General features: G+C 53.5%; 22 protein-coding genes. 21 read left to right on the top strand and 1 reads right to left on the bottom strand.

The annotated features are described in order from the left end of the window. Window positions 1-26 precede the first annotated feature (26 nt). From fba to spoIIR, 13 genes are all read left to right on the top strand, one after another. Window positions 27-881 (top strand): class II fructose-1,6-bisphosphate aldolase, encoded by an 855-nt coding sequence (gene fba, locus NST96_RS25575; protein ID WP_003388453.1) that lies wholly within the window; start codon window positions 27-29, stop codon window positions 879-881. Window positions 882-896: 15 nt separating this feature from the next. Continuing rightward, window positions 897-1,541 carry a fructose-6-phosphate aldolase gene (gene fsa / locus NST96_RS25570; RefSeq protein WP_003388452.1) on the top strand — a complete coding sequence of 215 codons (645 nt, stop codon included), beginning with the start codon at window positions 897-899 and terminating at the stop codon, window positions 1,539-1,541. Between the two features lie 94 nt (window positions 1,542-1,635). Further along, a complete protein-coding gene (locus NST96_RS25565) occupies window positions 1,636-2,919 on the top strand; it encodes a UDP-N-acetylglucosamine 1-carboxyvinyltransferase (RefSeq protein WP_003388450.1) in 1,284 nt (427 codons plus the stop codon). A 28-nt stretch (window positions 2,920-2,947) separates the two neighbouring features. After that, window positions 2,948-3,910 (top strand): class II fructose-bisphosphatase, encoded by a 963-nt coding sequence (gene glpX / locus NST96_RS25560; protein WP_003388449.1) that lies wholly within the window; start codon window positions 2,948-2,950, stop codon window positions 3,908-3,910. Between the two features lie 51 nt (window positions 3,911-3,961). Next, the gene (rho, locus tag NST96_RS25555) at window positions 3,962-5,239 is read left to right on the top strand and encodes a transcription termination factor Rho (RefSeq protein WP_024983748.1); all 1,278 of its coding nucleotides are present in this window, start codon (window positions 3,962-3,964) and stop codon (window positions 5,237-5,239) included. A gap of 106 nt (window positions 5,240-5,345) precedes the next feature. Then, on the top strand, window positions 5,346-6,242 hold the full coding sequence (locus NST96_RS25550) for a M23 family metallopeptidase (protein ID WP_003388447.1): 897 nt from the start codon (window positions 5,346-5,348) through the stop codon (window positions 6,240-6,242). Window positions 6,243-6,312: 70 nt separating this feature from the next. Further along, a complete protein-coding gene (locus NST96_RS25545) occupies window positions 6,313-7,584 on the top strand; it encodes a radical SAM protein (RefSeq protein ID WP_172920729.1) in 1,272 nt (423 codons plus the stop codon). Between the two features lie 105 nt (window positions 7,585-7,689). Further along, window positions 7,690-7,890, top strand: coding sequence for a 50S ribosomal protein L31 (rpmE, locus tag NST96_RS25540; protein WP_003388445.1), 201 nt, complete (start codon window positions 7,690-7,692; stop codon window positions 7,888-7,890). A 178-nt stretch (window positions 7,891-8,068) separates the two neighbouring features. Next, window positions 8,069-8,641 (top strand): thymidine kinase, encoded by a 573-nt coding sequence (locus tag NST96_RS25535; RefSeq protein WP_024983749.1) that lies wholly within the window; start codon window positions 8,069-8,071, stop codon window positions 8,639-8,641. Window positions 8,642-8,726: 85 nt separating this feature from the next. Continuing rightward, a complete protein-coding gene (locus tag NST96_RS25530; protein WP_003388443.1) occupies window positions 8,727-9,224 on the top strand; it encodes a YhcN/YlaJ family sporulation lipoprotein in 498 nt (165 codons plus the stop codon). Window positions 9,225-9,461: 237 nt separating this feature from the next. Next, a complete protein-coding gene (prfA, locus tag NST96_RS25525; RefSeq protein ID WP_003388441.1) occupies window positions 9,462-10,538 on the top strand; it encodes a peptide chain release factor 1 in 1,077 nt (358 codons plus the stop codon). Further along, window positions 10,522-11,424 (top strand): peptide chain release factor N(5)-glutamine methyltransferase, encoded by a 903-nt coding sequence (gene prmC, locus NST96_RS25520; RefSeq protein ID WP_031932680.1) that lies wholly within the window; start codon window positions 10,522-10,524, stop codon window positions 11,422-11,424. Before prfA ends, prmC begins: the two co-directional genes overlap by 17 nt. A 259-nt stretch (window positions 11,425-11,683) precedes the next feature. Continuing rightward, window positions 11,684-12,553, top strand: a complete 870-nt coding sequence (gene spoIIR, locus NST96_RS25515) for a stage II sporulation protein R (protein WP_340701046.1) — start codon at window positions 11,684-11,686, stop codon at window positions 12,551-12,553. A 101-nt stretch (window positions 12,554-12,654) separates the two neighbouring features. Here the strand turns inward: spoIIR and NST96_RS25510 are convergent, their stop codons facing one another. Beyond that, window positions 12,655-13,452 (bottom strand): DUF3298 and DUF4163 domain-containing protein, encoded by a 798-nt coding sequence (locus NST96_RS25510; RefSeq protein WP_031932678.1) that lies wholly within the window; start codon window positions 13,450-13,452, stop codon window positions 12,655-12,657. A 225-nt stretch (window positions 13,453-13,677) separates the two neighbouring features. On the opposite strand from NST96_RS25510, the gene NST96_RS25505 reads away from it, so the two are divergent. The 8 genes from NST96_RS25505 (at window position 13,678) to wecB (ending at window position 20,925) form a co-directional block, all read left to right on the top strand. Then, window positions 13,678-14,757, top strand: coding sequence for an L-threonylcarbamoyladenylate synthase (locus tag NST96_RS25505; RefSeq protein ID WP_327926444.1), 1,080 nt, complete (start codon window positions 13,678-13,680; stop codon window positions 14,755-14,757). Between the two features lie 75 nt (window positions 14,758-14,832). After that, the gene (locus tag NST96_RS25500) at window positions 14,833-15,393 is read left to right on the top strand and encodes a manganese efflux pump MntP family protein (RefSeq protein ID WP_003388436.1); all 561 of its coding nucleotides are present in this window, start codon (window positions 14,833-14,835) and stop codon (window positions 15,391-15,393) included. A gap of 108 nt (window positions 15,394-15,501) precedes the next feature. Next, window positions 15,502-15,951, top strand: a complete 450-nt coding sequence (locus NST96_RS25495; protein WP_003388435.1) for a low molecular weight protein arginine phosphatase — start codon at window positions 15,502-15,504, stop codon at window positions 15,949-15,951. Between the two features lie 187 nt (window positions 15,952-16,138). Further along, complete coding sequence (gene rpiB / locus NST96_RS25490) at window positions 16,139-16,594, top strand: ribose 5-phosphate isomerase B (RefSeq protein WP_003388434.1); 456 nt, start codon at window positions 16,139-16,141, stop codon at window positions 16,592-16,594. Between the two features lies 1 nt (window position 16,595). Continuing rightward, window positions 16,596-17,165 carry a TIGR01440 family protein gene (locus NST96_RS25485; protein WP_003388433.1) on the top strand — a complete coding sequence of 190 codons (570 nt, stop codon included), beginning with the start codon at window positions 16,596-16,598 and terminating at the stop codon, window positions 17,163-17,165. An 87-nt stretch (window positions 17,166-17,252) separates the two neighbouring features. After that, window positions 17,253-18,503 carry a serine hydroxymethyltransferase gene (glyA, locus tag NST96_RS25480; protein ID WP_003388432.1) on the top strand — a complete coding sequence of 417 codons (1,251 nt, stop codon included), beginning with the start codon at window positions 17,253-17,255 and terminating at the stop codon, window positions 18,501-18,503. Between the two features lie 630 nt (window positions 18,504-19,133). Beyond that, complete coding sequence (upp, locus tag NST96_RS25475) at window positions 19,134-19,763, top strand: uracil phosphoribosyltransferase (protein WP_039070276.1); 630 nt, start codon at window positions 19,134-19,136, stop codon at window positions 19,761-19,763. A 13-nt stretch (window positions 19,764-19,776) separates the two neighbouring features. Continuing rightward, window positions 19,777-20,925 carry a UDP-N-acetylglucosamine 2-epimerase (non-hydrolyzing) gene (gene wecB / locus NST96_RS25470; protein ID WP_003388429.1) on the top strand — a complete coding sequence of 383 codons (1,149 nt, stop codon included), beginning with the start codon at window positions 19,777-19,779 and terminating at the stop codon, window positions 20,923-20,925. Window positions 20,926-21,126 lie beyond the last annotated feature (201 nt).

Genomic DNA, 21,126 nt, shown 5'->3' with positions numbered 1-21,126 from the left:
CAGAGTCTGCTAAGGAGGATTATCATATGCCACTAGTACCTATGACCGCTTTTACCGAAGACGTCAAGAAGCATAAATATGCTGTCGGACAGTTCAACCTCAATAACCTGGAGTTTACGCAAGCGATTACGGAAGCTGCTATGGAAGAGAAATCCCCGGTCATTTTCGGCGTGTCTGAAGGCGCACTCAAGTACATGGGCCTGGATTACACGGTCGCGATTGCCAAGGTAGCGGCAGAGCGCTCCGGCGTTCCTGTTGCGCTGCACCTCGATCACGGCAGCAACTTTGACATCGTCATGAAATGTATCCGTGCCGGCTTTTCTTCCGTGATGTTCGACGGATCTCACCATTCGTTCGAGGACAACATTCGCCTGACGAAACAGGTTGTGGAGGCTGCCCACGCAGTTGGCGTCTCTGTTGAAGGCGAGCTCGGTACCATTGGCGGAGTAGAAGATGATCTGTCTGTTGACGAAGAAGACGCTACTCTTGCAAATCCTGAAGAAGCGATCCGTTTCTGGGAAGAAACCAAAGTAGACTACCTGGCTATTGCTGTCGGTACAGCGCATGGCATGTACAAAGGCGAGCCGAAAATCCGTTTCGACATTATCGAGAAGGTTGCAAACAGCATCGGTTCCCCGATCGTTCTTCACGGCGGTTCCGGTGTTCCGGACGAAGCGATCGTCAAGTCGATTTCTCTCGGTGTCGGAAAAATCAACGTAAATACAGAAAGTCAAGTCGCATGCACGGAAACAGTACGCAAGGTGCTGGCAGCCAAGCCGAACGAGATCGACCCGCGCAAATATCTCGGTCCGGCTCGCGAGGCGATCAAGGAAGTTGTCAAAGGCAAAATGCGCCTGTTCGGCAGCAGCAATCGTGCGTAACCAAGGAGGTCCATCATGCGCTTTTTGATTGATACGGCAAACGTCGATGAAATCCGCGAGATTCACGAGTGGGGCGTAGTGGCGGGGGTCACGACCAACCCTTCTCTGGTAGCCAAGGAAGGCCGCGATTTTATCGAGACCTTAAAAGAGATTATCGACATCGTAGACGGTCCGATCAGTGCAGAGGTCATCAGCACTGATGCCAAGGGCATGATCGAAGAAGGCGAAAAGCTTGCTTCTTTGTCCAAAAACATTGTCGTCAAGGTTCCGATGACGGCAGAAGGCCTGAAAGCAGTCAAGTATTTTGCCAAGCGGAAGATTCGCACCAATGTGACATTGGTCTTTTCGGCCAATCAAGCGCTGCTCGCAGCACGTGCCGGAGCGACGTATGTATCTCCGTTCCTGGGACGTCTGGATGACATCGGCCATGACGGCATGCAGTTGATCGAAGATATTGCGGAAATTTTCTCTGTTCACGGTATCGAGACAGAAATTATCGCCGCTTCGGTACGCCATCCAGTCCATGTGACGGAAGCCGCTCGTCGCGGAGCCCATTTTGCGACGATTCCCCACAAGGTCTTTCATCAGTTGATTGCGCATCCGTTGACTGACAGCGGTTTGGAGAAGTTCTTGTCCGACTGGGCAAAAATGCAAAAGTAAGTCCCAACTGATCGTATTGTACGTATAAATATAAGAGCACCTTTTCCGCTGGGGAAGGTGCTCATTTCCCGATTAAGCCTGAGGAGAGCAAAACATGGAAAAGCTGATCATCAACGGGGGAACCCCGCTTCAGGGCTCGGTTACCATCAGCGGGGCAAAAAACAGTGCCGTTGCCCTGGTTCCTGCTGCGCTGCTGGCAGACGGGCCGGTTGTGATTGAGAATTTGCCGCATATTCAAGATGTGGAAATCTATCACGAACTCCTGCGAGAAATGGGAGCCGATGTGTTGTTCGAAGATGATTGGATGGAAGTGGACGGCCGCCCGATGAAGTCGATGCTGATGCCCAATGGACGCGTAAAAAAATTGCGCGCTTCTTATTATTTGTGGGGGGCGCTTCTGGCCAAGTTCGGGGAAGCGCGCGTCGGCTTGCCGGGAGGGTGCGACTTGGGGCCGCGTCCAGTCGACCTGCACATTAAAGGGTTTGAAGCACTCGGCGCCAAAGTGACGAACAAAAATGGTGTAATGACGATTCAAGCCCCGAATGGCAGATTGAAGGGCGCCCGTATTTACCTCGACCTGGTCAGTGTGGGGGCGACTATCAACATTATGTTGGCAGCCTCCAAGGCAGAGGGTGTCACGATTATCGAAAATGCGGCTCGCGAGCCGGAAATCGTCGATGTAGCTACCCTGCTCAACAATATGGGGGCCAACATCAAGGGAGCCGGGACCGATCTCATCCGGATCCAAGGGGTAGACCGCCTGCGCGGCTGTCGCCACACGATCATTCCCGACCGGATCGAAGCCGGAACGTATATGATAGCGGCAGCAGCGACCAATGGCAGCGTCACGCTTGAAAATGTGATTCCCAAGCATCTCGAGTCTGTCACAGCCAAACTGCGGGAGATCGGCGTGGACGTGCTGGAAATGGACGACTGTATTCAGGTGAACGGCAATGGGCAGTACCGATCCATTGATGTAAAGACGAGTCCGTACCCAGGCTTTCCGACGGACTTGCAGCAGCCGATCACGACGCTGCTCACTCTGGCTTCGGGGTCCAGCATTGTGACCGACAACATTTACAGCGCCCGTTTCCGCCATGTAGACGAGCTGCGCCGTATGGGTGCCAACCTGAAGATCGAGGGCCGTTCGGCAATTATCGAGGGAGGCAGCCAATTGAACGGCGCCAAGGTAGTTGCTTCCGACCTGCGGGCAGGCGCGGCTTTAGTCATCGCCGGTTTGGCTACGAACGGCGTGACAGAGGTGGAAGGTTTAGAGCATATCGACCGCGGGTATGAAAACCTTGTCAGCAAGCTGCAAAGCCTGGGAGCGAATGTTCGGCGGGTTAGCTTGGGAGAAAAGGAACGTCAACAGCAGTAACTCATTGCCAGGAGAGGAGTCTTCCAGAATGGAACGTAGTTTAACGCTTGAACTGGTACGTGTTACGGAGGCAGCCGCACTTGCCTCTGCGCGTTGGATGGGTCTCGGCAAAAAGGATGAGGCTGACGATGCGGCCACGACCGCAATGCGCAAAGAATTTGAAAACGTACCGATGGATGGGACAGTCGTCATCGGCGAGGGCGAAATGGATGAAGCCCCGATGCTGTATATCGGTGAAAAGCTGGGCCAGGGAGTCGCCCCGGCAGTCGATGTAGCCGTAGACCCGCTTGAGGGCACCAATATCGTTGCCAAGGGAACGTGGGGCGCTATCTCGGTTATCGCCGTTGCAGACAAAGGCAACCTGCTGCACGCCCCTGACATGTACATGGAGAAAATCGCCGTTGGCCCGAAAGCGGTGGGCAAGATCGACATCAACGCGCCCATCAAGGATAACCTGAAGGCGGTAGCCCAGGCGCAAGGCAAAGACATCAGCGACCTGGTCGCGATCGTGCTGGATCGGGACCGTCACCAGAAGATTATTCATGAAATCCGCGAAGCAGGTGCTCGCATCCGGCTGATTTCCGACGGAGACGTAGCCGCAGCGATCAACACGGCTTTTGAGGATACGGGTGTAGACATCCTGTTCGGTTCTGGAGGAGCTCCTGAGGGTGTTCTGGCTGCTGTAGCGCTCAAGTGTATGGGCGGTGAGATCCAGGGCAAGCTGCTGCCGCAAAATGCAGAGGAAGTGGAACGCTGCAAACGCATGGGATTGGTCAATCCTTATCAAGTGCTGCACATGGATGATCTGGTCAAAGGAGACGATGCTATCTTTGCCGCCACAGGCGTTACCGACGGTGAATTGCTGCAAGGCGTTCGGATTCAGGGCACGCGCGCTACGACTCATTCCGTCGTGATGCGAGCCAAGACAGGAACAATCCGTTTCATCGAAGGAACCCACCGCTTGGAACGCAAGCCTCGTCTGGTATTGTAATGCAGCAAATAGACGAAGATAGATGAAGAGTAAATAAAGAGTGGTGGAATTATGTTACTTTCAGAACTAGAAGAAAAGAAGTTGACCGATCTCTACAAGCTCGCGAAGGAGTATCAAATCCCTTATTACTCCCAGCTGAAGAAGAAGGAGCTGATCTTCGCCATCCTTCGAGCCAGAGCCGAAAGAGACGGTCTGATGTTTATGGAAGGGGTGCTGGAAATCCTGCCGGAAGGCTACGGATTCCTGCGCCCTATCAACTACCTCCCGAGCTCGGAGGACATTTACATCTCCCAGTCGCAGATTCGCCGATTTGATCTGAGGATGGGAGACTTGGTATCTGGTAAGGTGCGACCTCCCAAGGAAAATGAACGTTATTTCGGATTATTGCAAGTAGAGGCTGTAAACGGAGAAGACCCCGAATTGGCAGCCGAACGACTTCATTTCCCCGCCTTGACACCGTTATATCCTCAAAACAAACTCGTATTGGAAACGTCGCCAGAACGCGTTTCCGCCCGCCTGATGGATCTCATCGCCCCTGTTGGTCTCGGCCAGCGCGGTTTGATTGTAGCGCCCCCCAAGGCCGGCAAAACCATACTTCTCAAGGAAATCGCGAACAGCATCACTGCTAATCGGCCGGACATCCACCTGTTTGTTCTCTTGATCGATGAACGCCCGGAGGAAGTAACCGACATGCAGCGTTCTGTACAGGGAGAAGTAATCGCTTCCACATTTGACGAAGTTCCCGAAAACCATATCAAGGTAGCGGAGCTCGTGCTGGAAAGAGCCAAGCGGCTGGTCGAGCATAAGAAAGATGTCGTCATCCTGCTCGATTCGATTACCCGTCTGGCACGGGCCTACAACCTGGTTATCCCGCCCAGCGGACGTACGCTTTCGGGAGGTATTGATCCCGCCGCGTTCCACCGTCCGAAGCGGTTCTTCGGCTCGGCCCGCAACATCGAGGAAGGCGGCAGCCTGACGATTTTGGCGACTGCACTGGTAGAGACGGGTTCGCGCATGGACGATGTCATTTACGAGGAATTCAAAGGAACCGGCAATATGGAATTGCATCTGGACCGAAAGCTGTCCGAACGCCGCATTTTCCCGGCGATCGATATTCGCCGCTCCGGTACCCGGCGCGAAGAGCTGCTCCTTTCCAAGGAAGAATTGGAAAAGCTGTGGGCGATTCGCAAAAGCATGAACGAAACCTCGGAATACGTAGAGTCCTTTTTGAGGAAACTGGCAGACTCCAAAACAAACGAAGAATTTTTGCAAAGCATCGAAACGAAACAGACACGTGGAAAACAAAGCACAGTGACGGCGGGTTCTTAGACTCGCCGTCATTTTTTATGCGGACGAGGCATATCGTATAAAAGAGTGCTCGTGCAGATACTGAGGGCAAATCTGCCAGAAACGCAGGCGTGAAGGAGGAATGTCAGTGGATTACGAGCAGCTGCCGGCAGGGTGGGGGAGTCGCGACGAAGTGAAACAGGCCGTAGTCGAACAGGTCCTGTTTGAAGCATTTAACCCTTTTGCTTCCCTGGACAAACCGACTTCGACGAATAGAAGTGAAGTGATGACCTACACCGTAAAATACGGGGACACGATGTCGGAAATAGCCGAACGCTACGGATTGACGTTAAAACAACTGTTGGAGTTAAACAGGATGGTAAAGCCGAATCTGATGGGAATCGGCATGAAGCTGGTTTTGAATAAAGAAGAGATTACCCACTCCGTCAGGAGAGGGGAAACGGTGGACAGCATCGCCAGACGCTACAGTGTAAGCAAAGAAATGCTGCTGGAGCGAAACCCGCTGCTCCGGCTGATGGAGGACAACCTCTACATAGGTCAAACCATTCATATCCCCATCTCTGACATGAATTCGCTGACTGCCAAAGAGTGGCAGCGAAAGCGTAATGCGGTTACGACGGCCAGCCGCCAAGCCAACCGTTCGCGGGCTATGGATTGGCCGGTGAAGGAAGCGACTGTGACAAGCGGCTTTGGTACGCGGTGGGGAAGGATGCACAAAGGATTGGACATGTGGAACCAGAGCGAAGGGCAGACCCCGATCTACGCTGCGAAAGAAGGCGTTGTGGTGGAAGCGGGTGGAAATCGGGGCGGTTACGGCTTCATCGTCATTCTGGATCACGGGGAAGGCTTGCAGACGTATTATGCCCATATGCGCAAAATCATCGTGCAGCCGGGACAGCACGTGGAGCGGGGAGAAATGCTCGGCTACATGGGACGTACCGGCGATTCGACGGGTTACCATCTCCATTTTGAGGTCAGAGAGGATAACGTCCCCATGAATCCGCTTCGTTACCTCAGCAGGTAACCGTTCACATTTACATTGTCTGATCGTTGCGTTACAATGGGCTGAGCGAAAAAAGCGAGGCGATTGTACCATGTTTTTAGTGTACGCAGATGAAAAAGGCAATGTATACGACCACCCCGAGCTGCTCGCGGTGGCTCGCAATGGAGATATATTGACGGAAGTATTGGAAGAAGAATTGATTCCGCTGCCAGAGGGAGCTACACTCGTCAGCCTGCCCGATACCGTTCCGGTCGGGATGGACCCGGACACAGGCGAGATGGTAAAGCTCGACGGCTATACGTCGGTAGGAGCCTTGATCCCTCAAGGCTTTACACGGCTGCTGCTGCCTGGTTACGTGAAGACCGACAAAAATAGCAAGTTTCCGCTGTTTGGATATACAGCAGTTGTATGGAAAGACGATCGTTTCTGGGTAGCAGGCCGTCAGAGCGATGATCCGCACCAGTGGAACCCGCTGCATTTCCCGATGGACGAGCTTCGTCAGCGCGTAGAGAAGACGTTGGAGATGTTCCCGCAAAACCGGATTCTCCACCACCTGTCACACTGTGCATTGGAATACGAATGCCTGACAGCTTCCAACAACTTCTTCCATCGTTGGGAAGGAAGCCTGCCTGTCTCGTATACGTGCAATGCCGGCTGCTATGGCTGTATCTCCGAGCAGCCTGAGGACAGCGGTTTTCCGTCTCCGCAGACGCGGATGAACTTCAAGCCGACAGAGGACGAGCTGGTCGAGGTGATGCTGCATCATTTGCAGACACCGGAGAGCATTATCAGCTTTGGACAAGGCTGTGAAGGGGAGCCTTCCACGATGGCGTCCATCATCGTTCCGGCGATGCGCCGGGTGCGGGAACAGACAGATGTGGGCTTTATCAACATCAACACGAATGCGGGCCTGACCGATCACATCAAGGGGATCGTCGATGCCGGTCTTGACCTGATGCGGGTGAGCATCATCAGCGCGATTGACGAGCATTACAACGCGTATTATCGTCCGCGCAACTACACGCTGGAAAATGTGGCCCGCTCGGCGGAGTACGCCGCTTCCAAAGGTGTGTACACGTCCATCAACTACTTGTGCTTCCCAGGCGTGTTCGACCGCGAAGAGGAAATGGAAGCGATGATCGAGTTTATCCGCCGGACAGGCATCAAGCTGATCCAGCTTCGCAACCTGAATATCGATCCCGAGAGCTATCTGGCAATGATCCCGCCAGCCAAGGGAGAGGTGTTCGGCATGAAGCAGGCAATCGAAATTTACCAGGAGGAATTGCCTGACGTCGTCATCGGTTCATTTACACATGTTCCGCCGGAGGATTTGCAGCGGAGGAAAAGGCTGGATAAGAAGTAAATTCAGTTGCTTTTCGATGCTGGCCATGCTACTATTTTCTATGTGTATTTTCTATATAACTCTGTTTCGGCAAACGATTCAGGGCGGAAAAGAGGTGTATGTGAGATGAAACCAGGAATTCATCCTAACTACAATGTAGTGAAAGTAACATGTGCATGCGGTAACGAATTCGAATCCGGTTCCGTGAAGCAAGCGCTGCGCGTGGAGATCTGCTCCAACTGCCACCCGTTCTTCACTGGTAAACAAAAATTCGTCGATGCTGGCGGCCGTGTGGACCGTTTCAAACGCAAATACAATCTTTCCTAATCGGAGATTGGAGCGACCAGGTAGAGCAATCTGCCTGGTTTTGTTTTTTTACCCCGATCACCAAAAATGCTCTTCCCGTCTGCCGGAATGAACCCATACAATAGATGTATAGGCTGTGGGAGACCCAGACCGTGCCCGAGATAAATACGTTTAACAAAAGCAAAGGGAGACAATAGACGTGGCGCAACTATATTTTCGCTATGGAGCAATGAACGCTTCCAAATCCATTCAGTTATTGACCGTGGCCCATAATTACGAACAGTCAGGAAAAAAAGTTCTGGTTTTCACACCCGCCATCGATGACCGCTACGGCGTCGGGAAGGTAGCCTCCCGGGTGGGGATTAGCCGCGAAGCCATTTCGATCGGGGATGACACCGATATATATGCGGTTGTGTCTGCCGAGGAGCCTTATCCTGATTGCGTTCTTGTGGACGAAGGACAGTTCTTGCATGCGGAACACGTTCAACAGCTGGTACGGATCGTCGATGAGCTGGATATACCGGTGATCGTGTACGGCTTATTGAAGAACTTTAAAAACGAATTATTCCCAGGCAGCGCCGGATTATTGAGCGAAGCGGACAAGATCGAGGAAATCAAAACGGTTTGTGTCTACTGCAATAAAAAAGCGACGCACATTCTGAAATACAAAAACGGCAAACCGGTATATACCGGCGAAACGATCGAGATCGGCGGAAACGACACCTACAGCAGCGTCTGCCGTCGCCATTACTACCACCCGCCGGTGGAATAGGCTGGCGTATGGCCGCTTTCCTGTTGTCTGTGCATGGAGATTTCATCTGCTGCGCACACTATGACAAACAGGAGGTGGCTTTTTTATGCGACGCCTGCCCTATGGAAAAAGCGCGGCAGCTGCATTCGGTGCTGCAGCTTTGTTGCTTGTGGCTGCGGTCGGCTGCGGCCGGACGATGCCGCAGGAAAAAAGCTATGGCGCCAACAGCTACGACCCGCAACAGCACGCTACGATCAAGAGTGACCGAAGCGGAGATATCATCGACAGAGGGGCTCCGCCGATGGAGGATCGCGATCCCTTGATGGGACGAAACCAGAACCCGAATCTGATCATCGGCCACGCCAACGTTCGCAATACCCAGGTTGACATGGACAACATGGAGAGGATGGCTAGATCGGTATCCGGTGTGGAGGATGCAAGGGTTACCCTTGTGGGCGGGAACGCATACGTTACGTTGGACTTGATCCCGAATGTAACGGCCAATCAGGCTCGCACCATCGAACAAGAAGTCATCGCGGCCTTGCGGCAAAAAATACCCCGCTATGATTTCCACGTCACGTCAAACGACGCGTATCACCGATAACCATCTGACGGCTCGGCTTGTCCGGGCTGTTTTTCATGAGCAGGAAAACACCGCCAGATCATGTATTTCTTTGACTTTTTCGGGGTTTCCCCCTATAATTATTCTGTTACTTTCAATATTTTTTTACTGGCAGGCTTCGCTTCCTGGCGATGGCACTGCAGTGCAAAACAGGAAGCTTTCTTCATAGGATTTTTAGTGAAAGCAAGTACTTAATTTTTCGTAATGGGGTGAATGACAGTGTTCGAGCGCTTGTCTGCGGTTGAAGAGCGTTATGAAGAGGTAACCAATCTACTATGCGACCCCGATGTCATCAGTGACACCAAACGGCTGCGGGAACTGTCCAAGGAGCAGTCTTCTCTGGAGGAGACTGTGACCGTTTATCGTGAATACAAATCGGTAGTATCTCAGTATGAGGACGCAAAGGCGATGCAGGAAGAAAAGCTGGATGACGAGATGCGCGAAATGGTGAAAATGGAAATCGCGGAACTCGCCAAACGCAAGGAACAACTGGAAGATCGGTTGAAAATCCTGCTGCTGCCAAAAGATCCGAATGACGATAAAAACGTTATCGTGGAGATTCGCGGAGCTGCCGGTGGTGATGAAGCGGCGCTGTTCGCGTCCGATCTGTTCCGCATGTACACGCGTTATGCAGAGCGGCACGGTTTCAAGGTGGAAGTTCTGGAAGCCAATCCGACTGACATCGGCGGTTACAAGGAAATTGTCTTTTCTGTCAGCGGCCGTGGGGCCTATAGCAAGCTGAAATTTGAAAGCGGTGCACATCGCGTGCAGCGTATTCCGGCAACCGAGTCGGGCGGCCGGATTCACACGTCTACGTCTACGGTGCTGGTACTGCCGGAAGCCGAAGACGTCGAAGTGGAAATCAACGAAAAAGATATACGCATCGATACTTTCTGTTCCAGCGGTGCGGGTGGACAGAGCGTCAATACGACCAAGTCCGCTGTTCGTGTTACGCATATCCCGACAGGCATCGTGGTGTCCTGTCAGGACGAAAAATCGCAGCATTCCAACAAGGATAAAGCCCTGCGCGTACTGCGCGCCCGCCTGTACGATTACCACATGCAGCAGCAGATGGCGGAGCAGGATGCTACACGCAAAAGCCTTGTGGGAACGGGTGACCGGAGTGAGCGGATTCGCACGTACAACTTTCCGCAAAGCCGCGTGACTGATCACCGAATCGGCCTTACTCTGCATCGTCTCGAGGCGATCCTGGAGGGCGAGATCGACGAAGTGATTGAAAACCTGATGCTGCACGAACAGACGGAGCAGTTGAAAAGCCATGCACACACAGCTTGATTGGTCCGATGTCGTGACGATACGAGAAGCCCTTTCGCGGGCTTCTTCCTTTTTGCGCAAACAGGGAGTAGCCGATCCTATGTTTGAAGCGGAACTGCTGGTACGGCACTGTCTGGGCTGGGACCGGACGAGATTTTTGATTTCGATGGGCGAACCGATTCCGGTGGCAGCGCGCGACCAGCTTGCGGCCCTGTGCGAACGGCGGAGCCGCCGCGAGCCGCTTCAGTACATGTTTGGAACCCAGGAGTTTTACGGACGTCCCTTTCACGTCCGTCCCGGTGTTTTGATTCCGCGTCCCGAGACGGAAATACTCGTGGAGCAGCTGCTTTGCCGGGCGGAGAAGCTATGGCCGGCCGATCAATCGCTGCAGGTCGTCGATATCGGCACAGGCAGCGGAGCCATCTGTGTCACCATTGCTTGTGAACGGCCTCACTGGCAGGTCAGCACAGTGGATCTTTCTCCCGATGCTACGGCCATTGCCCGTGAAAATGCAGAGCAGCTCGGAGCCAGGGTCCGCTTTTTGCAAGGGGACCTGGTACAGCCGCTTTTGGAGGCCCATGAGCGCGTAGACATTCTCGTGTCCAATCCGCCTTATATACCAAGCCGCGATGTAGATGAGCTGGATGATGAAGTAAAGGCATATGAGCCTCGGCTCGCGCTTGACGGGGGAGACGACGGTCTGGACTGTTATCGCCGTCTCTGCGATGCCCTGCCAAGCCTTTTGAAGCAGACAGCTCTGGTCGGGTTTGAGGTTGGAATACATCAAGCCCGTGATGTCGCCAGTCTGATGAAGGCTTCAGGGGTGATTGACCAGGTAGAGATCGTCGCTGATTTGGCTGGAATCGACCGCGTCGTAATCGGGATCAGAACGGGTCGGAAGGAATAGAGAGGAAACAGAGGGGTAGAAGAAATCGAAGATAAATCAAAGAAAGCGGCTCAAGCAGCCGTTTTTTTGTTTTGTTATAATTGCAAAATATGGTATTATATGGTTGGTTGATGGCGTGAACAACTATGCAAAAATAGGCAGCTGCAGATCTTCGTCTGAATCTTTCAAATCGATAGGTATATTCCCAAGCCTCCCTGTCCATACTGATTTCTAAAGAGAGACAGAAGAGAAATCAGTTATGAGAGGGAGAAGGGTATCTATGAAACGGTTCTTTTTCGTAGCGTTTAGCTTTGTGACACTGATGATGAGCTGGGAGGGACAGCTTACATCCGCCAACGTGCTCGACAATGGACCGATCCCTCAGGAGTCTATCCGACTGCGAATTATCGCCAACAGCGATTCCATACAAGACCAGTGGCTGAAGCGGGAAGTCCGCGATGCCATTGTCGATCAAATGAACGTCTGGGTAAAAGACATCCGTTCCTACGATGAAGCGAAGGCGGTCGTCGCCAGCAAATTGCCGGAGCTGCAGGCACTTGTCGATAAGACCATGCGCGAACGGGGCTTCTCGTATAAAGCAGAAGTTGATTTTGGACGGGTGCCGTTTCCAACGAAGCTGTACGGCTCCTACGTCTATCCCGCAGGTGATTACGAAGCGCTCCGCGTCCGCATCGGCGACGCACAGGGACAAAATTGGTGGTGCGTACTGTTTCCGCCGCTCTGCTTTATCGACATGTCCAACGGCGACGCGATCGCGTCCGCTCAAGTTGAAAATGAAAGTGAATCACTCCCAACGAAAACAGCAGCCGATGCCAAAGCACCGACTGCCGACTTGGAACCTATATCGAAAAATACCGGGGAAAACGCTCCTCTGAACGATCTGGAAGAAGAGCGCGCGTCCCATCAGCAGTGGCGCCTGTCTCGCATGGAAGAAAGCTGGATGGGAGCCACAGCCGAAACCAACGATCATCAGGATGCTGGTGACATATCTGTACAAGCCTTTTCAGGAAGTGTCTCTGTACAAGAGCAGTCTCGGGAAGACGCAGGCCAAAGCGAGGAGACTGCCCCTGTACAGCCAAAAGTGGAAGTCCGTTTTTACCTCTGGGACAAGCTGGCTTCCCTCTTCTAACCAAGCCCCTCTCCTGCCTGTTCCTTATGGAGCAGGCTTTTTTTAATGGCTGGGCTCTTCCTTGCTTATAACTCATCCCGTTTGCACGATACAAACAAGCCTTACTTCAACAATTGGGCAACCTCCGGATTATACAGGTTAAAGACGTTCCCGGTAGGAATGGTGAAAGCAGGCATTCCAATGGCATAGGGACCGATTTCGTATTGGCCGAAATGAATGACAAGCTTGCCATTCTCGAAAGCAAACGACTGGTTTTCGGAAACGCCGGGGAATCCGTCCGCGATCCCGCTCAAATCCGGGTCTGCTTTGATTTGTTGGGCAATCAAATGGCTCAGGACATAGCGATAGTCATATCCAGGGCGGAAAAGATCGGAAAGCTGGAGGTTCTTCGCTTTTTCCACATTGGCGAGGTTGTAATAGACAACATCTGTTATCCCGTGGGCGCCCCCTGTGTAGCGGTACGTTTGAACGGCGAACGATACGAGCTTGCCGTTCATGTGCACTTCATAGGAGATGTCCAGAGCATGGGGCCGAAGCTCGTATCCGTATTTTTTGGCGGTGGCGGCATCTTCCTTGGCCATGTCTTGCGTTTCTTTGAGCGAGTCCTGGGCAAGTTTTTGCAGTTCAGCATTGAGCTTGGTTTCAAACGCCTTGTCTTTGAGTCCGCTGATGACAGGAATAGAAATCTTCGCTTCATACTCGGCCGTTTTGGCCTGAATCGTTTTCGGAGTGAAAACGACTCCCTGTACCTGAGCTTTTTGTGCAGGTGCAGCCGATGGCGCCGCTATGGCTGGCGTTGTTGCCGATGTGGCGGCAGCCATAGCGGGGGCGTTGACAGCGGCGAGCAAGAACGCTGCGCCAACAAGGCTGGTGACAATGGACTTGGACGGGGTTTTCATGCTTCCTCAATCCTTTCGCGGAAAAACAATGGATGTTATTTGATAGATAAATGATACTACAAGGAAACAAGGGCGAAGGTTAAAAAAAAGTAACAGGATTGTTTTCCACCGACTGCCACAAGTTATTCACAAGTTATTCACAGGCTGTTGAAAACTTTTGCTTCCAACACTATACTTAAGGCACAAATCGTATACGAAGATGCGTATTGGAAAGGAATTTGACAGATGGCTTTGAAACGGAAAACAAAGGTATGGATTGTGGATAAAAATGTGGAAAATCTCCAAGCTTGTACACAGATTGTGGATGCAGCCCAATTTTTGCGTGTTGGAGAAACCGTGGCTTTTCCTACGGAAACCGTATATGGTTTGGGGGCCGATGCATTGTCTGACGAGGCTGTGGAAAAAATATTCATGGCAAAAGGAAGACCGAGCGACAATCCACTGATTGTTCACATTGCAGATAAAGAGCAGGTTAACGATATTGCATCGTCTCTTCCGGAGAAAGGCGCTGCCCTGATTGAGGCGTTTTGGCCGGGACCATTGACTTTGATCCTGCCAAAAACAGAGAGAGTGGCTTCGCTGGTGACGGCGGGTCTTGATACGGTGGGCGTGCGTATGCCGGATCATCCCGTGGCATTGGCGCTGATTAAACAGGCGGGGGTCCCTGTGGCGGCTCCCAGTGCCAATCGCTCGGGCAGACCCAGTCCTACGACAGCTGAGCATGTCATGGCAGACCTTGCAGGCAGGATCGTCGGCGTAGTAGACGGCGGAGCGACTGGCGTGGGTGTAGAGTCGACCGTGCTTGATGTAACGGTAGAGCCTCCGCTTATTTGCAGACCGGGCGGAATTACGCGCGAGCAACTGGAGGAAGTCATCGGAGAGGTGGCGATCGATCCGGCCTTCCTGCCGGATGCGGCAGAAGCTCCGCGCTCGCCGGGGATGAAGTACACGCACTACGCTCCAGAAGGGGAAATGTGGCTCGTCGATGGCGAGGAGTCCCGGGTGTACGAGCAGATGCGAGCCATGCTCGCCGAGGCAAAACGGCACGGGCGCAAGACGGGCGTGATGGCAACAATGGAATCGCTCCCCTACTGGCGGCAGCAGCAGGTAGCAGATGTGGTCATTTCTGTCGGTTCGCGCTCGGAGCTTGAACAGGTAGCCCAGCACTTGTACGGTGTTCTCCGGCAGTTTGACGACGAACAGGTGCAATTTATCGTCGGCGAGACATTTCCGCGCTCAGGCATCGGCATGGCTGTCATGAACAGGCTGGAAAAAGCTGCGGGAGGACGCATTTTGGCTGTGTAACGAAAGGTTTGGCTTTTATCAGCATGTCTAAACTCCCTCTTGTCCGCATAAAAGTGAAGACAGGAGGGGAGCGACGTGGACCTTGCCTTATTTCACTGGGGTCAGTTTCTGACTCTGCTCATGATTGCTCTTGCTTTGAGTATGGATGCCTTTTCACTCGGAGTAGGCGTGGGCATGATTGGCATTCGGCTGAGAGAGATACTGAAAGTGAGCGTTACGATCGGCTTGTTCCACATCGCTATGCCATTGGTCGGGATCGCAGTGGGCGGCTACTTATCCGATATGATCGGGGATATAGCGGTTTTCGTCGGGGGAACTGTCCTGATGGGCATCGGCGTACATATGATTTGGAACGGGTTTGCCAACGGTGACGAAAAAAGCATGCTGCGGACGAAGGGCTTCGGGCTGCTTCTGTTTGCCTTCAGCGTCAGCCTGGACGCATTGACGGTAGGGTTTTCGTTCGGACTGATGGAGATCAACCGGTTTCTGGCAGTCACATTGTTTGGCATAATGGGAGGAACGATGTCTTATTGTGGACTGCTGATCGGGCGGAGTATGGGAGGATGGCTGGGGGAATACAGCGAAGTATTAGGAGGACTTATCCTGCTTGGTTTTGGGTTGAAATTTATCCTGTGAAGCGACTATGGCCCGGCAGCTTCTCCTGAAGCGGGCAGCCCGGATCGGCTTTGCCCTTTTGTCCATTCCGGGAGGCGAAAGGCAGCGCACAAGGAAGGAGTTGAAAGCATGAAACGGATTTTGTTTGTATGCACGGGAAATACATGCCGCAGTCCGATGGCAGAGGCGTTGTTTCGGACACTTGCGGCAGGCAGCGATTGGGAAGTGAGGTCTGCGGGCGTGGCTGCATACGAAGGGCAGCCGGCTTCTCAGCAGGCTGTTCAAGTATTGGCGGAGTGCGGAATCGATCACAACCATCAGGCTACGCGGATAAACGGTGACCTGATCCTTTGGGCTGACCTGATTCTGACGATGGCCCACAGTCACAAGTCGCTGATTGTCAGCTACTTTCCTGAGGCGCAGCAAAAAGTGTTTACTTTGAAAGAATACGTCGGCGCCAATGACGGGGGCGATATTGCCGATCCGTTCGGCGGTACGGTCGAGGAATACCGCAAATGTGCCCGTGAAATCCAGGTCCTGTTGGACAAGCTTTGGGCTCACTTGTCCCGGCAGCAGTAGATTGCTGGACCAGACAAAAGATGCCCGGATCCAATCCGATAGCAATTGTCGCAAGTTTTTGGTAGACTTTTACCTAAACCTTGCTAATGGACGAACATTATCTTTGTTTTTAGTAAAAATGTTCACTTTTTACCGGGCGTTATCTGAGTTATAATAAAAATAGCAAAAGCGTAAGCGAGGGATACTGATGAAAGTGGCGATTGGTGCCGACCACGGTGGATATAAATTAAAAGAGGAAATCAAGAAGCTGCTGGCGACGATGAACGTGGAAGTGGCCGATTTCGGCTGCTCTTGCGAAGACTCGGTCGACTACCCGGACTATGCTCTTCCTGTTGCGGAAAAGGTAGCGGCAGGAGAATTTGACCGAGGCATTTTGGTGTGCGGGACAGGGATCGGGATGTCGATCGCAGCCAACAAGGTTCCCGGCATCCGCTGCGCACTTGTCCATGACACATTTTCGGCGAGAGCGACGAGGGAGCACAACAACACCAACGTGCTGGCAATGGGTGAGCGGGTTATCGGCCCCGGCCTTGCCCTTGACATCGTCAAGATTTGGCTGGAGACCGATTTCCAAGGAGGCCGCCACGAGCGCCGCGTGGAGAAGATCACCGAGATCGAAGCCAAACATGCGGGAGTGAAGTAAGGTGGACCTGCTTCGCATCGAACAGCAAGCCAGGGAAGTCGTTTCCGAGGTAGCGGGCTTGGCCGAGCTTCGGCCGGGCATGCTGCTTGTTATCGGCTGCAGCACCAGCGAGGTGGCCGGCAAACACATTGGCAAAGCGGGCAGCCGGGAGGTGGCGGAGGCCCTGTTCCGGGGAATTTCCGCTGCGGCGCAAGAACGGGGATTTTCGCTGGCTTTCCAATGTTGCGAACATTTGAACAGAGCTCTCGTCGTCGAGCGGGAGACGATGGAGAAATGCGGGCTTGAGGAGGTCTCTGTCGTGCCTGTTCCCAGCGCGGGCGGCTCAATGGCAGCTTGCGCCTTTGAACAGATGGCAGCTCCCGTTGTTGTCGAGCACATAAAGGCTCACGCGGGCATCGACATCGGAGATACCCTGATCGGAATGCATCTGAAGCATGTAGCGGTACCGGTCCGGCCGACCATTCGCCAGATCGGAGAGGCGCATGTAACGGCAGCGCGCACCCGTCCGAAGCTGATCGGCGGTTCCCGTGCCGTCTATGAGCGCACCTCGTCCAATCAAAGCTGCATGTGACTGTGGCATTTTCGCCAGTTATGGCTGTTCCCCTTTGCGGGAACCCCTTTTCATAACTAAAACAAAGATCCAGGAGGAGAAAAAACCATGCTAGAGTTTTTGCGCAAACAGGACCCACAAGTAGCGGAAGCGGTCGGTCTGGAACTGGGCAGACAGCGGGACAAAATCGAGCTGATCGCATCTGAAAACTTCGTCAGCCGTGCCGTCATGGAAGCGATGGGAACGGTATTGACCAACAAGTACGCTGAAGGCTATCCAGGCCGTCGTTACTACGGTGGCTGTGAATATGTAGACATCGTGGAAAACATCGCGCGCGACCGCATCAAGGAACTGTTTGGTGCCGAACACGCCAATGTACAGCCTCACTCCGGCGCCCAAGCCAATATGGCTGTCTACTTCACCATATTGAAGCCGGGCGATACCGTGCTGGGGATGAACCTGTCTCACGGCGGGCACTTGACGCATGGCAGCCCGGTCAACTTCTCCGGGTCTCTCTACAATTTCGTCGAATACGGAGTGGACGAGCAATCCCATCTGATCAATTACGATGATGTGCGCGCCAAAGCGCTTGAGCACAAGCCGAAGCTGATCGTGGCAGGAGCCAGCGCGTATCCGCGCACGATTGACTTTGCCAAATTCCGTGAAATCGCCGACGAGGTCGGTGCGTACTTCATGGTGGATATGGCCCATATCGCCGGACTTGTGGCGGCTGGACTGCATCCGAATCCGGTGCCGCATGCGCACTTCGTTACCTCGACCACGCACAAGACCCTGCGCGGTCCTCGCGGCGGTCTGATTCTGTGCAAGGAGGAATTTGCCAAGGCTATCGACAAGTCCGTATTCCCGGGCGTGCAAGGCGGGCCGTTGATGCACGTCATCGCGGCCAAGGCTGTTTCATTTGGCGAAGCCCTCCAGCCTGAATTCAAAGCGTACGCCCAGCAAATCGTAAACAACGCCCGCGCCTTTGCCGAAGCCCTGCAAGCAGAGGGACTGACGCTCGTCTCCGGCGGAACGGACAACCACCTCGTCCTCGTAGACGTGCGCAACCTCGGTCTGACTGGAAAAGTCGCAGAGCATCTGCTTGACGAAGTCAATATCACGACCAACAAAAATACGATTCCTTACGATCCGGAAAGCCCGTTTGTCACCAGCGGTGTCCGCATGGGTACCCCGGCAGTGACCAGCCGCGGATTCGACGAAGCAGCGATGAAGGAAGTAGCAGCGATCATCGCACTCACCCTGAAAAACCCGGAAGATGCGGCGAAGCACGAAGAAGCAAGACAACGCGTCTCCGCCCTCTGCCAACGCTTCCCGATGTACGAAGGTCTGACTGTATAAGCGGGAAGGCTGGAAAGATAAGGTCGGTACACCTGCAAGTACATCAAGCGACATCATTAGCAAATTACAAATAGCAAACATAGTAAAATGGCCTCGCAAGCATAAGCGGGGCCTTTTTTCGTCTATAGAAACCTTCCAATCATCCAAAAGCTACGAGGCCCACACAGAAGCAACGGCCAAGGTACATCCGTCCGATCTATCCTCCACCTCTTCGATCTTGCCAACGAAAAGCCCAAAGACCGATCCACCCCAACGGATGTAGAGATGAAAGCGGAGAAAAAAGCGAAGGGTCTTTGGGACACCTCCCAGGCCATGGTCCAAAAGCGGAACACGCTTTTAGCGGCCAACCTCTGAGACACCCCCAGAATCAACGACTTTTGGCCGCGTTCCGCTTTTGGAGCAGGGCCGGACAGCGCATACCCCCAAGCAGTGTCCCACCGAACCCTGAGCGTTTTCTCCGCTTTCATCTCCTCCACCAAAGCCACGAACAAAGGTCTTTTCACTTTTTGCTTTTCCCAAATGGTGTCGAACCAAAGCACCTAATGACGAAAGATTACGCAAATTGACGTCCGCCCCTCCCTCCGCTATTATGGAAAGGATATATTGACAAGTGGAAACGGAGGAACATACATGAGCCGCGTATACGTGTTAGATCATCCGCTGATCCAGCATAAGGTAACATTCATCCGCGACAAAAACACGGGAACCAAAGAGTTCCGCGAGCTGGTGGACGAGGTAGCCACACTGATGGCTTACGAGATCACCCGAGATATGCCTCTGGAGGAGACAACCATCGAAACGCCGGTGGCAACCTGCCAAGCGCGCGTAATTGCCGGAAAAAAAGTGGGGCTGATCCCGATTCTCCGCGCAGGCCTGGGAATGGTGGACGGGATTCTGCAGCTGATCCCGGCTGCGAAGGTAGGCCACGTGGGTCTTTACCGCGATCCGGAAACACTGCAGCCCGTAGAGTACTATGTAAAACTGCCGACCGATATCGCGGAGCGTGAACTGATCGTAATCGACCCGATGCTGGCGACCGGCGGATCTGCTGCCGCGGCCATTGATGCCCTGAAAAAGCGCGGAGCGAAAAGCATGAAGCTGATGTGCCTCATCGCTGCTCCGGAAGGCATCAAGCTGGTCCAGGACGAGCATCCTGACGTCGATATCTACGTAGCGGCTATTGACGAGTACCTGAACGATCACGGCTACATCATCCCGGGTCTTGGCGACGCCGGCGACCGACTGTTTGGGACAAAGTAGGAGAGGGAATCCGATGAAGAAGCTAAAAGTGATGACTGTCTTCGGGACGCGGCCGGAAGCGATCAAAATGGCGCCGCTCGTCCATGAGCTCAGCAAGCATGAAGAGCACATCGAACCGATTGTTTGCGTGACAGCGCAGCACCGTCAAATGCTGGATCAGGTGCTGGAGATTTTCCATATTCAGCCTGATATCGACCTGAACATCATGAAGGACCGGCAGACGCTTGTGCAGATCACGACCCGGGCACTTGAAGCGCTCGACCAAGTGATCAAGGAAACAAAACCAGACATTGTCCTCGTTCACGGCGATACGACCACGACCTTTGTAGCCAGCCTGGCAGCCTTCTACAACCAGGTGGCGATCGGACATGTGGAGGCGGGGCTTCGCACGTGGGACAAGTATTCCCCGTTCCCTGAGGAGATGAACCGCCAACTGACTGGCGTCATGGCAGATCTCCATTTTTCGCCGACGGAAGGCTCCGCAGACAACCTGCGCCGGGAAAACAAGCCGGAGGAGTCCATCTACATTACCGGAAACACGGCGATCGACGCACTGAAAACGACAGTCCGGGACGATTACACCCATCCGGTACTGGATCGGGTGCAGGGGAAAAAGATGGTGCTGATGACCGCTCACCGCCGCGAGAATCTGGGCGAGCCGATGCGCCGCATTTTCCGTGCGGTCAGACGCCTGATCGACGAGCATGAGGATATCGCTGTCGTCTATCCGGTTCACTTGAACCCAGCTGTCCAGGATGTGGCGCAGGAGGTGCTGGGCGGTCACGATCGCATTCATCTGATCGAGCCGCTGGATGCTTTTGATTTTCACAACTTCGCCCGCCGTGCCCATCTGATCCTGACGGATTCGGGGGGAGTCCAGGAAGAAGCTCCATCTCTCGGTGTTCCAGTGCTGGTGCTGCGCGACACGACGGAGCGGCCGGAAGGAATCGCTGCTGGAACGCTGAAGCTGGCAGGAACGGACGAAGATCAGGTGTACCGGATGGCTGATCACCTGCTGCGCGATGCCGCCGCCTACCATGAGATGGCGCAGGCAGCCAACCCGTATGGAGACGGAGAAGCGTCACGCCGCATTGTCGAGGCGATTCTTCACCACTTTGGCATGAGACAGGAGCGTCCCGAGCCGTTTACGCCCGGCCGCTAACGCTATTCCAATTCCATACCCCAACGAGAACGGACAACAAAGAGGCGCGTGGTTTCAGCGCCTCTTTTTCGATGTCAATGTAAAATGTTTACATTGGTTCGTTTTTCCAATGCGGAATCTGCATGGAAGACCGAAACTATCCCCCCTGTCACAGCGTCTATTATATAGTTGTGTACATAAGCAGACACAGAGAAGGAAATG

Source organism: Brevibacillus sp. FSL K6-2834 (assembly GCF_038592925.1).
Classification (GTDB): domain Bacteria; phylum Bacillota; class Bacilli; order Brevibacillales; family Brevibacillaceae; genus Brevibacillus; species Brevibacillus borstelensis.
This window is presented reverse-complemented; position numbering and strand designations above follow the sequence as displayed.

What these genes read in the sequence shown, in the direction of transcription:
- NST96_RS25530 (WP_003388443.1), top strand. Translation starts at nt 8,727, where the DNA reads ATGCGACGCCTGCCCTATGGAAAAAGCGCGGCAGCTGCATTCGGTGCT.
- fsa (WP_003388452.1), top strand. Translation starts at nt 897, where the DNA reads ATGCGCTTTTTGATTGATACGGCAAACGTCGATGAAATCCGCGAGATT.
- prmC (WP_031932680.1), top strand. Translation starts at nt 10,522, where the DNA reads ATGCACACACAGCTTGATTGGTCCGATGTCGTGACGATACGAGAAGCC.
- rpiB (WP_003388434.1), top strand. Translation starts at nt 16,139, where the DNA reads ATGAAAGTGGCGATTGGTGCCGACCACGGTGGATATAAATTAAAAGAG.
- NST96_RS25495 (WP_003388435.1), top strand. Translation starts at nt 15,502, where the DNA reads ATGAAACGGATTTTGTTTGTATGCACGGGAAATACATGCCGCAGTCCG.
- upp (WP_039070276.1), top strand. Translation starts at nt 19,134, where the DNA reads ATGAGCCGCGTATACGTGTTAGATCATCCGCTGATCCAGCATAAGGTA.
- glpX (WP_003388449.1), top strand. Translation starts at nt 2,948, where the DNA reads ATGGAACGTAGTTTAACGCTTGAACTGGTACGTGTTACGGAGGCAGCC.
- NST96_RS25505 (WP_327926444.1), top strand. Translation starts at nt 13,678, where the DNA reads ATGGCTTTGAAACGGAAAACAAAGGTATGGATTGTGGATAAAAATGTG.
- NST96_RS25510 (WP_031932678.1), bottom strand. Translation starts at nt 13,452, where the DNA reads ATGAAAACCCCGTCCAAGTCCATTGTCACCAGCCTTGTTGGCGCAGCG.
- fba (WP_003388453.1), top strand. Translation starts at nt 27, where the DNA reads ATGCCACTAGTACCTATGACCGCTTTTACCGAAGACGTCAAGAAGCAT.
- spoIIR (WP_340701046.1), top strand. Translation starts at nt 11,684, where the DNA reads ATGAAACGGTTCTTTTTCGTAGCGTTTAGCTTTGTGACACTGATGATG.
- NST96_RS25565 (WP_003388450.1), top strand. Translation starts at nt 1,636, where the DNA reads ATGGAAAAGCTGATCATCAACGGGGGAACCCCGCTTCAGGGCTCGGTT.
- wecB (WP_003388429.1), top strand. Translation starts at nt 19,777, where the DNA reads ATGAAGAAGCTAAAAGTGATGACTGTCTTCGGGACGCGGCCGGAAGCG.
- NST96_RS25545 (WP_172920729.1), top strand. Translation starts at nt 6,313, where the DNA reads ATGTTTTTAGTGTACGCAGATGAAAAAGGCAATGTATACGACCACCCC.
- rho (WP_024983748.1), top strand. Translation starts at nt 3,962, where the DNA reads ATGTTACTTTCAGAACTAGAAGAAAAGAAGTTGACCGATCTCTACAAG.
- glyA (WP_003388432.1), top strand. Translation starts at nt 17,253, where the DNA reads ATGCTAGAGTTTTTGCGCAAACAGGACCCACAAGTAGCGGAAGCGGTC.
- rpmE (WP_003388445.1), top strand. Translation starts at nt 7,690, where the DNA reads ATGAAACCAGGAATTCATCCTAACTACAATGTAGTGAAAGTAACATGT.